The following is a 13470-nucleotide window of genomic DNA, read 5'->3' on the forward strand; positions in this document are numbered from 1 at the left end:
TACCTACGCTCAGTTGGCCTGAGGCTCAGACTGGGTCTGGCTCTCGTAGTTGTTCGATTCGGAAACCTGAGCGGCAAGCTGGCCGAGGAACTCGGTAAGGCGTGCACGGTATTCGGCCTCGAACTGCTTGAGGCTCTGGATGTTGCCCTCGACCACCTTGGACTGAGCCTGCAGGTTGTCGCGCACCTGCTGTGCGTAGGTGTCAGCGGCAGAACGAGTGTTCTTGTCGTACTCGGCAGCACGGTTCTGAACTTCGGACTCATACTGATCGGCATCAGCGTGCTGGGTCTTGGAGTAGTTATCCGCGTCCTGACGAGTCTTGGCTGAATAGGAGTCGGCATCCTGATGCGTGTTCTGCGCGTAGGTGTCGGCATCAGCACGGGTCTTGTCGGAGTATGCATCCGCCTCGGAGCGCGTACGGTCAGAATAGGCATCTGCTTCGGAGCGCGTACGGTCAGAGTAGCTGTTGGCCTTGTTCACCAGTTCGTTGTACTTGTTCTGGCTGGCCTCGGTGATTTCCTGCGCCTTGGTCTTGCCCTTCTCCACGTACTGATCGTGCAGCTGCATGGCCAGGGTGAGCATTGCGGTGGCACGTTCGGGCTCGGTGCCCGGCATGGAAGCTGCGCCTGCAATCTTCTGCAGAGAACCAGTTTCGGTGCTCGGCTCGACCTTGGAGACCTGGGAACGAAGCTGGTTTTCGCGCTGCTTGGCTTCCTCGAGCTGACGAGTGAGGTCGGCGATCTGAGCGGCCTGCTGCTCAACGGCAGCACCCTGCTGCTGGGCCTCAGCAAGCTTGCGGGACAGCTCCTCGTTGGACGCACGGAACTGATCGCGCTCCTGCTGGATGGCGGCAATCTGCTGGCCAACAGCCTTCTGGTTGCCGGTAGCCTGAGCGGCCTGAGCGGTCAGCTGGTCGATCTGAGCATTGAGCTGATCGACCTGACCCTTGAGCTGATCATTCTGCGCAGACAGAGCACGGTTGGACTCCTCCGCCTCGCTCAGTTTGGCAGCAGCCAGTTCGGCGGCCTGAGCGTCGGACTCGGCACCGGGCTGCGCCTGTGCTGCAGCGTTCTTCAGATCGGCGTTTTCGGCCTGCAGCTTCTGCACCTGACCGGACAGCTCGGAAATCTTAGCATTCAGATTGCTGACATCAGGACCCAGAGACTGAGTGGCCTGACCGCCGGCGACTGCCTGACGCCCCAGAGCCTCAACCGTTTCGGTGACCTGATCGAGGAAGTCATCGACCTCGTCAACATCGTAGCCTTCCTTGAAACGAACGGTCTGGAAGGTGTGCTCCCTAATATCTTTCGGCGTCAACAGAGCCATAAATCTTGCACCTCGCTTTGGGGCATTGCCCGCGCTTACGTTGCTATCAAATCAAAATGCTATCACGACCTCATCGTTTACAGTCATTTTGCGCAGATTTTACGGCATGTATGTCGCCGCAAGAATATTGCTCAAAGGCGCTAAAAGATGATGAGCACAACGCTTTCGAGCGCCACCAGCGCAAAATACAACACTATGAAACTAATATCCAGACTAATGGCGCCCAACGGCAGGGGACGAATATAGCGACGCAGCCATCTCAACGGCGGCTCGGTGACGGAATACACGATATTGATGAGCTGAGCCACCACACCTCGCGGATACCAGTTACGAGCAAGGATGGAGACCCAGTCGAGAATCATGCGCACGAACAGAACAGTGATATATGCGTTGATCAGCCATGCAAGGACACGGCCGATCATGGCGAATACAAAGGACAACATGGTGTCACCCTAACAAGCATGTATGAGAATTTGCCGACAGCGCAAATAATAACGACCGGTCTCTCTCGAGTACCGGTCGTCGCCCTGGCTGCTTGCCAATATGAAGTGCTGCTAGTTAGCGAATAGATCGTGCGCGGAAGCCGTAGTGGTCGGCTCTTCGACCTTGATGTTCACCTGAGCCGGGCTCAGCAGGAACACGCGCGGGGTTACACGTTCGAGCGAGCCTCGCACGCCAAATACCACACCTGCGGAAAAGTCGACGATACGGTAGGCCACGGCTTCGGGAACTCCAGTGAGGTTAAGGACGACTGGCACACCATCACGCAACGCACGACCCACCAGCTGCGCATCCTCATAAGACTTGGGATGAATGGTGGTGATGCGATTGACGCGACCACCCTGGAAAGGAGAAGTCTTGGCAGATGGACTGGCCGTCGACTGCGCGATCGGAGTCACCGTGTGGTCAGAATCGAAACTCGGCTTGGCCGCAGGCTGCTGCTCATCCTCCTCATCGAAGTACTCGTCATCATCATCGACGACATCACTCATGCCCAGATAGGACATCGCATTCTTCATGAACCCAGCCATGGATCAGTCCTTTCAGCGCAGGAAGTCGGGGATATCGAGGTCACCGGCCGGATCATTGACGGCGATGGCCGGATGTTCGGAAGTCGAGTCATCGAACGGCAGCGAAGTCGAATCGCCGGAAACGGGCGCATACGACGGAACCGTGGCAGCCGCTTCACCAGCCGGATTGTCGTCAGGATGAGCTGCCGCCGGAGCGACGGGCTCGTCGGCAGGAACGACCGGGGACACAGTCTGACGATCAGACGCCTCCTGTGCGGAAACAGGATCGAAGCCAGCGGCGATAACCGTGACACGTACTTCGTCGCCATAGGCGTCATCCAAAGCGAGACCCCAGATAATCTGTGCCTCCGGATGAATGGCCTTACGCACCAGCTCGGTAGCTGCAGAGGCCTCCTGCAGCTTCAGATCAGTCGGGCCGGCGATGTTGATCAATGCACCATGTGCACCCTCGATGCTCTCTTCGAGCAGTGGGGAGCTGATGGCGATCTCGGCGGCCTGAGTGGCGCGATCCTCGCCCCGCGCGGAACCGATACCGAACAGCGCGGTGCCGGCACCACGGAGGATGGAGTTCACGTCGGAGAAATCCACGTGAATGTAGGAATTCATCGAGATGAGGTCGGTAATGCCCTGCACACCGGCAAGCAGCGCGGTATCGGCGGTTTTGAACGCCTCGATGATACCGATGGAGCGATCGGAGAGCTCAAGCAGGCGATCGTTCGGAATAACAATCAGCGCGTCAACTTCCTTACGCAGATTGTCGATGCCGTAGTCGGCAGAAGCGGCACGCTGGGGACCTTCAAAGCCGAACGGACGAGTCACCACGGCAATGGTCAGAGCACCCTGCTGATGTGCCGCACGAGCAACGATCGGGCTGGCACCAGTACCGGTACCGCCGCCTTCGCCGCAGGTGACGAACACCATGTCGGCGCCCTTCAGGGATTCCTCGATATCCGACTGGTGATCCTGAGCGGCCTTGGCACCGCGCTCCGGGTCGGCTCCGGCGCCGAGTCCACGGCTGGACTTGTCGGATAGTGAGATTTTCACGTCGGCATCAGAACGCATAAGATCCTTCGCGTCGGTGTTTACCGCCACAAATTCAACGTTCTGCAGTCCTTCGGCGATCATACGGTTAACGGCGTTGCCGCCGGCTCCACCTACGCCGACGACCTTGATATTGGTCTTGTCGTTGAACTCAGTCTGGGCGATCTCGCTCACGTTTGACTCCTGTCACTTCACGGTTACACCTAAGAGTAGCGCAAATAGGATACTGGTGGAGGGAAATTCACGCGAGGAAAAGTGCGTGTTGTGCATTTCTTGTTTGAAATTGTCAACCAATCAGTAGCTGGCATCCATCGGATCATCGCCAAAAAGCGCTTCGCGCTCCTCATGGGTGGTGGTTCGTGATTCCAACCAGCCGTAAGGCAAATGAACCTTTTTGGCGAAGCGTACACGGCCACGCGGCTTGTCGACCACACGTGGAGGGTATTCGATGATGGGATCAAGCTTGCCGATCTCTCGATCCACGTCGGCAAGATTCTCACACTCCATGAATGCCTTACGAGTACTGCCGCCGACCGGGAAACCTTTGAGATACCAGGCAATATGCTTGCGCAGGTCATGAACAGCCATCATTTCATCACCTTCATAGAACTGGGTCAATAGTTCGGCATGATGATGGATTACCCGACAAACCTCGCCGAGGTTCGGATTAAGACGTTCAGGATTGTCTTCAAAAGCGTTCTTGATATTGGCGAACAGCCACGGACGGCCCTGGCAGCCGCGTCCGATGGCTACGCCATCGCAGCCGGTCTCACGCACCATTTCAAGCGCGTCTTCGGCTCCCCAAATATCGCCATTGCCGAACACCGGAATATCAAGGTGTTCCTTGAGCTCTCCGATGCGGGACCAATCGGAGTGGCCGCCGTAATATTCGGCGGTGGTGCGGGCGTGTAGGGTCACCGCTTTGCAGCCTTCCTCCTGAGCGATATGTCCAGCTTCAAGGAAGGTCTCATGGTCGTGATCAATGCCGACTCGGATCTTTGCGGTTACGGGGATGCCGGCCGGCTCGCACACGGCAACCACACGCTGAATGAGTTCAGTAAAGATGTCAGTTTTCCAGGGCAAGGCCGAACCACCACCGCGGCGAGTGACTTTGGGCACCGGGCAGCCGAAGTTCAAATCCACATGGTCGGCCATGTTTTCATCGACCACGATTTTCGCGGCCTGTTCGGTGATGGAGGGATTCACACCGTAGAGCTGCAGCGAACGAATCTTCTCGCTACTGGCAAAATGGCACAGGCGCAGAGCCTTGGGGTTGCGCGCCACGAGGGCGCGTGCGGTAATCATTTCGGCCACGTAGAGACCGTCGGGACCATATTCCTCACAGATCACGCGGAATGGCCAGTTGGTCACACCCGCCATCGGCGACAGCACCACCGGAGTCGGCACGGTGATGTTGCCGAGCTGAACCGGGGCAATGTGTACCTGCGTTTCCGGGCGTGATGGAGCGTCCGTGCGCGGATCGAGGTTGTTGGTCTCGTGAGTAGCGGTGATGGTGGTTTCCATATCCATGCTCTTGCTCCCGCTGGCGGGAGCTGTCGAACCGTAGGTGAGACCGAGGGTGGTCTTCCTTGTGCAGAAAAGACCACCCTCAGTCCGGCTGTCGCCGGCCAGCTCCCGCCAGCGGGAGCCAGTCACCTTGATATATCAGGCTTTAGTACAGGCCGCCGGCTTCCTGAACGCCGGACTCAGGCCAGGCTTCGCCACCCATCTCCACGGGCTTCAGCGGCACGCGGGTGCGCTTCTCGCCGATGCGGGCGGCCACATAGTCGGCCACCTTGTCGAGAGCGACGCGATCCTGGGCCATGGTGTCACGCTCACGGATGGTCACGGCGTGGTCCTCGAGAGTATCGAAGTCCACGGTAATGCACAGCGGGGTGCCGATCTCGTCCTGACGGCGGTAGCGGCGGCCGATGGCGCCGGACTCGTCGTAGTCGATCATCCACTCGTTGAAGCGCAGGTCATCGGCCAGGTTCTGGGCCACGGTCCGCAGTTCGGGCTTCTTGCTCAGTGGCAGCACGGCGGCCTTGACCGGGGCCAGACGCGGGTCGAGGCGCAGCACGGTGCGCTTGTCGACGCCACCCTTGGTGTTCGGAGCCTCGTCCACGTCATAGGCGTCCACGAGGAAGCACATCAGGGAGCGGGTCAGGCCAGCTGCCGGCTCGATGACGTACGGGATATACTTCTCGCCGGTGGCCTGGTTGAAGTAGCACAGATCCTCGCCGGAGCGCTTGGAGTGCGCGGTCAGGTCGTAATCAGTACGGTTGGCAATGCCTTCGAGCTCGCCCCAGTCGGAGCCCTGGAAACCGAACTTGTATTCGATGTCCACGGTGCGCTTGGAGTAGTGGGAGAGCTTCTCCTTCGGATGCTCGTAGTGGCGCAGGTTCTCCGGCTTGACGCCGAGGTCGATGTACCAGCGGGTGCGGGCGTCAATCCAGTACTGGTGCCATTCCTCGTCGGTGCCGGGCTCGACGAAGAACTCCATCTCCATCTGCTCGAACTCGCGGGTGCGGAAGATGAAGTTGCCCGGAGTGATCTCGTTACGGAAGGACTTACCCATGTTGGCGATGCCGAACGGCGGCTTGGAACGGGAGGAGGTCATCACGTTCTTGAAGTCCACGAAGATGCCCTGCGCGGTCTCGGGGCGCAGGTAGTGCAGGCTGTTCTCGTCCTCGACCGGGCCGAGGTGGGTGCGCAGCATCATGTTGAAGTCACGCGGCTCGGTCCACTGGCCACGGGTGCCGCAGTTCGGGCAGACGATGTCCTTCATGCCGTTCTCCGGCATCGTGTCGCCGTGCTTCTCGGCGTAGGACTCCTCGAGCTTGTCGGCGCGGTTGCGCTTGTGGCAGTTGAGGCATTCGACAAGCGGATCGTTGAACACGCTCACGTGGCCGGAGGCCACCCACACTTCGGGAGGCAGGATGATGGAAGTGTCGACACCGACGACATCAGGACGGGTGACGACCATGGAGCGCCACCATTCGCGCTTGATATTGTCTTTGAGAGCGACGCCGAGAGGGCCGTAATCCCATGCGGAACGGGTGCCGCCGTAGATTTCGCCGGCGGGGAATACAAAGCCGCGACGTTTCGCGAGGGATACAACTTCATCGAGTTTGGACTGAGCCACAATGCACCTTCTGGTTTGAACGGTTTGGGGTCTAATAACAACCGCTTCAGAATAGCCGTATATGGTGACAGGTAGAAAGGCACTGTCGTTTTGCAAATTGCTTTCACTGAAAGCGCGTCAGTGAGAGCAATTTGCAAAAGCCTATGGAAACAATCGCTCTACTACCACGGATAATTCAGACGCGCCAGACCTGACGACACGTATCGAACAAATTCGTCAAGATAATGTCCATGTTGGCGCATAGCGTCGGCAACGTAATGCAGGGGAACTCGCATGTGGTTCGCGAGTTGAGAAAGGCCTAAGCCTGACCCTTAGAACCTGTTGGTTAAGACCATCGTAGGGAGCAGTAATGAGCAGTAGTGCATCATCGTTTACCGGTTCGTCCAGCGACTGTACCACCGGAACACCGGTTTCATCCGATTCACCGATTCGCGAGAACATCGCAGCCGCCGTGCACCGCGTACGCGAGACGACGCCGCTGGCCCAGTCGTTCACCAATTTCGTGACCATCAATCTGGTGGCCAACGCGCAGCTGGCAGCCGGCGGCACTGCGGCCATGAGCTTCCTGCCGGACGACGTGATCGAAACCGCGAAAATCGCGGGCGCCAACTACATCAATGTGGGCACGCTGCTGCCGTTCTATAAGGACGCGCTGCCTGAAATCGCGCAGCGACTCAATTATTTGGACAAGCCGTGGGTGCTCGACCCGGTGGCTGCAGGCATCGGGCGCACCCGCACCTCTATTCTTCAGGCCTTCAAGGCCGCTCCCCCTACTGTGATTCGTGCAAACGCTTCCGAAGTGATCGCGCTGGCGAATATGTGGGGGCTCAACACCGAATCCGCGGGGGACGCTTCCGAACACCGCCCCGCCGGAGTGGAATCCGTCGATGACGTGGATTCCGCAACCGGTGCGGCGGTGGCACTTGCCCGGTATCTGACCGAGCAGCACGCCAAGCATTCGTCTCACGATGCTTCCATCCCCTGTGCAGTGGCCGTGTCCGGCATCGCCGACCTGGTGACCGACGGCGAAACCGTGTACCGGCTGTCGGGCGGCAGCTCGATGATGACCAAAATCACCGGTGCAGGCTGCTCGCTGGGCGGCGTGGTCGCCACGTATCTGGCGGTGTCCGATCCGTTGACCGCTGCGTTGTCCGCGTCGCTGCTGTACAACCGCGCGGGCGAGGTGGCCGATACGACTTCGCATGGGCCGGGCTCGTTCCAGGTCGCGTTCCTTGACGCGCTGTGGAATGTGACCGCCGAGCAAGTGGCGGAATCTGAGATTTTGGTGCAGTAGTGTACTGCCCCCGCTGGCGGGGACTGCCGGCAAAGCCGGCTGGGGGCGGTTCCTGGAGTTACCATCCTCCGCCGCTTCGTGGCACCTCCCGCCAGCAGGAGGAAAACACTCGATACCACATCAACCCCAATTCACCTTTCCAATAAGACTTCCACAAGAAACAACAAAGGTAGGAATAATAATGAGTAATGAATACCCATACGCCTCCATGCGAGACAGCTTCGACCTGTCCGCGTACTTCGTGGTGGGGCCGGAGGACTGCAAAGGCCGTCCGCTGACCGACGTGGTGGATCAGGCTCTGCACGGCGGCGCAACCTTCATCCAACTGCGCGCCAAGGAGGCCGATGCCTCTGAGCTGACCGACATGGCCCGCGACATCGCGCAGATCATCGAGGACAATGAGAAGTCCGATTCCGTGGCCTTTGTGATCGACGACCGTGCCGACGTGGTGTGGCAGGCCCGCCGCAAGGGCATCAAGGTGGACGGCGTGCACATCGGCCAGACCGACATGGAGCCGCGCGAAGCCCGCGCCCTGCTCGGCGACGAGGCCATCGTGGGTCTGTCGGCTGAGACCGAAAGCCTCGTTCAGCTCATCAACGAGCTGCCCGACGGCTGCATTGACTACATTGGTGCCGGTCCTCTGCACGTCTCCACCACCAAGCCCGAGGCTTCCGTGGGCGGCAACGACGGCTCCGGCAAGACGCTGGACGCCGCCCAGATCAACACCATCTGCGTCGCCAGCGAGTTCCCGGTGGTCGTGGGCGGCGGCGTGACCGCAGCCGATATGGCCATGCTCGCCGGCACCAAGGCCGCTGGCTGGTTCGCGGTCTCCGCCATCGCGGGTGCCGAGAACCCGGAAGAGGCCGCGCGCACCATGGTCGAAGGCTGGAAGGCCGTCCGCGGCGACAAGAAGCACGGCTACGCGCCGCGCGTCGTAGCCCACACCCCCGCTGCTGATACTCAGGCTGCTCAGGAAGGGGCCGCAAAGCCTGGCTCCGAGGCCACTGAGAAGAAGTTCACCAACGCCAAGGACGCCAAGGATGCCCAGAAGCTCGCCAAGCAGCAGCGCGTGGACATCGCCGCCCGTGGTTCCAAGCAGCGCGACAAGGCGCACATCCGCAAGACCAAGTCCGTACCGTTCACCTATCAGTATGGTTCCTACGACCTGGAAGTGCCGTACACCGAAATCAAGCTGAGCGACACGCCCGGCGTGGGCCCGAACCCGCCGTTCCACGACTACAACACCGAAGGCCCCAAGTGCGACCCGAAGGAAGGTTTGAAGCCCCTGCGTCTCGACTGGATCCGCGACCGCGGCGACATCGAAGACTACGAGGGCCGCCGCCGCAACCTTGAGGATGATGGTAAGCGCGCCATCAAGCGCGGCCGCGCCACCAAGGAATGGCGTGGACGCAAGCATGAGCCGATGCGCGCCAAGGACCACCCGATCACCCAGATGTGGTACGCCCGCCACGGCATCATCACCCCGGAGATGCAGTACGTGGCCACCCGCGAGAACTGCGATGTGGAGCTCGTGCGCTCCGAGCTGGCCGCCGGCCGCGCGGTGATGCCCTGCAACATCAACCACCCCGAGGCCGAGCCGATGATTATCGGATCCGCCTTCCTGACCAAGCTCAACGCCAACATGGGCAACTCGGCCGTCACCTCCTCCATCGACGAGGAAGTGGAGAAGCTGACGTGGGCCACCAAGTGGGGCGCCGATACCGTGATGGACCTGTCCACCGGTAACGACATCCACACCACCCGTGAGTGGATTCTGCGCAACTCCCCCGTGCCGATCGGCACCGTGCCGATGTACCAGGCCCTCGAAAAGGTCGAGGATGATGCCTCCAAGCTGAGCTGGGAGCTGTTCCGCGACACCGTGATCGAACAGTGCGAGCAGGGTGTGGATTACATGACCATCCACGCCGGTGTGCTGCTGCGTTACGTGCCGCTGACCGCCAACCGCGTGACCGGCATCGTCTCCCGCGGTGGCTCCATCATGGCCGACTGGTGCCTGCGCCACCACCAGGAGAGCTTCCTGTACACGCACTTCGACGAGCTGTGCGACATCTTCGCCAAGTACGACGTGGCGTTCTCTCTGGGCGATGGCCTGCGCCCCGGCTCCCTGGCCGACGCGAACGACGCCGCGCAGCTTTCCGAGCTCATGACTCTGGGCGAGCTGACCGAGCGCGCCTGGGCCAAGGACGTGCAGGTGATGATCGAGGGCCCGGGCCACGTGCCGTTCGACACCGTGCGTATGAACATCGAGCTGGAGAAGGCCGTGTGCAAGGGCGCCCCGTTCTACACCCTCGGACCGCTGACCACCGATACCGCTCCGGGTTACGACCACATCACCTCCGCCATCGGCGCCACCGAGATCGGTCGTTACGGCACCGCTATGCTGTGCTACGTGACCCCGAAGGAACACCTCGGCCTGCCGAACAAGGATGATGTGAAGCAGGGCGTGATCGCCTACAAGATCGCCTGCCACGCCGCAGACATCGCCAAGCACCACCCGCACGCGATGGATCGTGACAATGCGATTTCCAAGGCTCGCTTCGAGTTCCGTTGGCTCGACCAGTTCAATCTGTCCTACGATCCGGACACCGCCATCGCCTTCCACGATGACACCCTGCCCGCCGAGCCGGCCAAGATGGCGCACTTCTGCTCGATGTGCGGCCCGAAGTTCTGCTCGATGGCCATCTCCCAGAACATCCGCAAGGCATTCGGTGGCGAGGCCGCTCAGCAGCAAATCGTGAAGGAGGCTGCTGCTGGCGTCGACTCCGAGGCACTGGCTAAGGCCAAGGCCAATGTCGATAATGACGTGGTGTCTGCCAACGTGCTCAGCCCCGAAGAAATCCTCGCCGGCATGGATGCGATGAGCGAAAAGTACACCGCCCAAGGCGGCAAGCTCTACTCCACCGCCCAGGAGTAATTTTTCTCTGGCTCCCCTCAGAGAGGGGAGCCAGCAATTATTTATGATGCCTGAGCTCGGGACGACGCTCGACTCGCTCGAAGGCGGTGACGAGGTCGGCAGCACGGATCGCGCCGCGGCGGTCCTTGGCGGCCACCAGAGCGGCCTCGGTCCAGATGGCGCACACTTCGGCGCCACTCCAGCCTTCAGTACGCCGCGCGATGTCTTCCAATGGCAGTTCGCCCTCGATGGACAGCGAGTGGGCCTGCACCTGCAGAATGCCCAAACGGTCGCGCTCGGACGGCATCGGGAAGGGAATCTGCCAATCGAAACGCCCCGGACGCAGCAGAGCGGGATCCACATCCTCAATACGGTTCGTCGCGGCGACCACCACCACATTGCCCTTGGACTCGAAACCATCCATCAACGTCAGCAACTGTGCCACCAGACGCTTGCCGACACCATTAGTGTCGTTCTCACGCGAGGACGCGATCGAATCAATCTCATCAAAGAAGATGATGGCGCGCTTGTCCGCCTGCGCGGCGGCGAAAATCATGCGCAGCGTTTCCTCACTATCGCCCACATACTTGCTCACGATGGTCGGGCCGGACACCAGATAGAACTGCGCGTCCGCCACATTGGCGATGATGCGGGCCAGATGCGTTTTGCCGGTGCCCGGAGCACCGGTGAAGATCACGCCCTTGATCGGCTTGGCACCGATCGCACGCATCTGCGCACTGTTGCCCAGCTGCGTTTCGATAAGCTCCTTGGCGCGCGTGATCACCTGCTCATAACCGCCGAACGAATCGAAGGTAAGCGACGGATCGCTGCCCGGCGTGATGCGGTACTGCTTGATGTCGTCATCGTGATCGGATTCGCCTGGACGGATGGCCGTGGGCCACAGCACTCGTTCAATGCCGAACAGGTCGGTGAACTGCACGGTGTTGCCGGGCATGATCGAATTCGGGTAATCGCCTTCAAGCAGTTCGAGGCCGTCGGAAGTCTCCAGGACCACGCCTTCGTTGAGCGCACGGCGCACGATGCCCACACGGGGCTTCAACGGCCACACATCATGCGGCACTTTACGATAGAAATCCGTGCCGACGAGCAACACGTCGCCCACATCGAACACCTCCTGACGCGGAAATGTGAGCTGTGTGGTGTGCCCATTAGGCATTACGCCAAAATATGCGGTGCGTTCATCGTCAAAACCGGTGATGCGTACCAAGACGCCGTCACGGCGCAGTACATCGTTATCAGCCATGTCCCCTCCCGAACATTTCATGAATCAATCGCAATCAGCAAACCCTCCCATCTCACCACAGGAGCGGCAAAACATCAAGGAAAACCGCTCCGAAAAACATCATGGGCCCCACTTAGAATGAACACTATGGCACAGATTGCAACATCTACACTTCCCGCTGTTCTCGCGATCTCCGGCTCCGACTCGTCCGGCGGTGCCGGCATGCAGGCCGATCTGAAGACCATGCTGGCTTGCGGCGTGTTCGGCATGAGCGCCATCACCGCGCTCACCGCACAGAACACCACCGGCGTGCGTTCCATTCAGGACACCAAACCGGACATTCTCGCCGACCAGATCAACATGGTGTTTGAGGATATTCCGCCGGTCGCGGTGAAAATCGGCATGGTGTCTGCCACTGACATCATCGACGTCATTGCTGAACGACTCACCTTCCATCACGCCACGAACATCGTGCTCGACCCGGTTATGGTGGCCACTTCCGGTGCCAAGCTCATCAGTGACGATGCCATTGCGGCCTTGACCGGCAAGCTGTTCCCGATGGCTACGGTCGTGACTCCGAACATTCCCGAGGCCGAAGTACTGACCGATACGCTGATTCGCGATCAGGAGGATATGGAGGCCGCCGCCCACCGCATCGTGGAGCGTTACGGCTGTGCCGCGCTGGTCAAGGGTGGTCATGGCACCGAGGATGCCAACGATGTGCTTGCCGAGACGGATGGAACCGTGACCTGGTTTGATGGCGCGCGTATCAATAATCTGAACACGCACGGCACCGGATGCACGCTGAGCTCCGCCATCGCCTCGTATCTGGCGCTTGGCGACACGCTGCCCAAAGCCATCAAGCATGCGAAGAAGTATCTGACCGGTGCGCTGAAGACCCAGCTGAATCTCGGCCACGGCTCCGGCCCGATGGATCATTTCTGGAAGTATCGCTGACATAAGTGTGGTTGTTAAGCTCCCCTTGCCAGGGGAGCTTAACACTACTGAAAAAGGAGAATCATGGTTCTTGACCGTAATGCCGTTACTCAGGAAGTGCCGATCGACCCGGAAACCGGCAAACCGTACCTCAACACCGTGGCAGCCATCCAGGTGTCGGCCAATGGCGTGGGCTCCGAGGTTTCACCATACGTGGCTCAGGCCGTCGAAGTGATTCGCGAATCCGCCCTGCCGCAGGAAACCAACGCCCTGTTCACCAACGTGGAAGGCAATCTGGACGACGTGCTCAAGGTGGCCGGTGAGGCCGCCAAGAAGCTCGCCGAGCAGGGCTACCGCACTTCTCTGGTGCTGCACATGGATATCCGTCCCGGCTTCACCGGCCAGCTGACCGAAAAGCCCAAGCTGGTGGATGAGATCCTCGCCGACAAGCAGGCGAAATAGCAAAGCATCGCTTCCACCAGCAAGGGCATGCTTTGTTATTACACGTTTCATGGGGCGGTAACTCACCCATAGGGCGGT

The 13470-nt window shown here is 60.0% G+C and carries 11 protein-coding genes and 1 riboswitch; of the genes, 4 read left to right on the top strand and 7 right to left on the bottom strand.

Annotation, left to right across the window (positions count from 1 at the left end; all coding sequences use genetic code 11):
• Positions 1–9: 9 nt before the first annotated feature.
• The 6 genes from BBBR_RS06905 to BBBR_RS06930 all read right to left on the bottom strand — a co-directional run bounded on the left by BBBR_RS06905 (position 10) and on the right by BBBR_RS06930 (position 6543).
• The gene (locus tag BBBR_RS06905; protein ID WP_003830369.1) at positions 10–1326 is read right to left on the bottom strand and encodes a DivIVA domain-containing protein; all 1317 of its coding nucleotides are present in this window, start codon (positions 1324–1326) and stop codon (positions 10–12) included.
• A 140-nt stretch (positions 1327–1466) separates the two neighbouring features.
• Positions 1467–1769, bottom strand: coding sequence for a YggT family protein (locus BBBR_RS06910; protein ID WP_003830366.1), 303 nt, complete (start codon positions 1767–1769; stop codon positions 1467–1469).
• A gap of 111 nt (positions 1770–1880) precedes the next feature.
• On the bottom strand, positions 1881–2357 hold the full coding sequence (locus BBBR_RS06915; RefSeq protein WP_003830364.1) for a cell division protein SepF: 477 nt from the start codon (positions 2355–2357) through the stop codon (positions 1881–1883).
• A 12-nt stretch (positions 2358–2369) separates the two neighbouring features.
• Entirely contained in the window at positions 2370–3572 is a 1203-nt protein-coding gene (gene ftsZ / locus BBBR_RS06920) for a cell division protein FtsZ (RefSeq protein ID WP_003830362.1), read from the bottom strand.
• 120 nt (positions 3573–3692) lie between these two features.
• Positions 3693–4928: a tRNA dihydrouridine synthase DusB gene (gene dusB / locus BBBR_RS06925; RefSeq protein ID WP_025299936.1), complete on the bottom strand. Its 1236-nt coding sequence runs from the start codon at positions 4926–4928 to the stop codon at positions 3693–3695.
• A gap of 142 nt (positions 4929–5070) precedes the next feature.
• Positions 5071–6543: a glycine--tRNA ligase gene (locus BBBR_RS06930; RefSeq protein WP_003830357.1), complete on the bottom strand. Its 1473-nt coding sequence runs from the start codon at positions 6541–6543 to the stop codon at positions 5071–5073.
• A gap of 251 nt (positions 6544–6794) precedes the next feature.
• Positions 6795–6903: riboswitch (TPP riboswitch) on the top strand.
• Between BBBR_RS06930 and BBBR_RS06935 the strand changes: the two genes are divergently transcribed.
• Together BBBR_RS06935 and thiC are read left to right on the top strand one after the other, a co-directional pair.
• Positions 6893–7837, top strand: a complete 945-nt coding sequence (locus BBBR_RS06935) for a hydroxyethylthiazole kinase (protein ID WP_032738319.1) — start codon at positions 6893–6895, stop codon at positions 7835–7837. It overlaps the preceding riboswitch by 11 nt.
• Before the next feature lie 181 nt (positions 7838–8018).
• A complete protein-coding gene (thiC, locus tag BBBR_RS06940; protein ID WP_003830353.1) occupies positions 8019–10772 on the top strand; it encodes a phosphomethylpyrimidine synthase ThiC in 2754 nt (917 codons plus the stop codon).
• Positions 10773–10809: 37 nt separating this feature from the next.
• Here the strand turns inward: thiC and BBBR_RS06945 are convergent, their stop codons facing one another.
• Positions 10810–12015 carry an ATP-binding protein gene (locus BBBR_RS06945; RefSeq protein WP_003830351.1) on the bottom strand — a complete coding sequence of 402 codons (1206 nt, stop codon included), beginning with the start codon at positions 12013–12015 and terminating at the stop codon, positions 10810–10812.
• Between the two features lie 126 nt (positions 12016–12141).
• Here BBBR_RS06945 and thiD point away from each other — a divergent pair, with 126 nt between their 5' ends.
• Together thiD and BBBR_RS06955 are read left to right on the top strand one after the other, a co-directional pair.
• A complete protein-coding gene (gene thiD, locus BBBR_RS06950; RefSeq protein WP_014483565.1) occupies positions 12142–12951 on the top strand; it encodes a bifunctional hydroxymethylpyrimidine kinase/phosphomethylpyrimidine kinase in 810 nt (269 codons plus the stop codon).
• Between the two features lie 63 nt (positions 12952–13014).
• Positions 13015–13392, top strand: a complete 378-nt coding sequence (locus BBBR_RS06955) for a thiamine-binding protein (protein WP_003830347.1) — start codon at positions 13015–13017, stop codon at positions 13390–13392.
• The last annotated feature ends 78 nt before the right edge of the window (positions 13393–13470 follow it).

Source organism: Bifidobacterium breve DSM 20213 = JCM 1192 (assembly GCF_001025175.1).
GTDB lineage: Bacteria > Actinomycetota > Actinomycetes > Actinomycetales > Bifidobacteriaceae > Bifidobacterium > Bifidobacterium breve.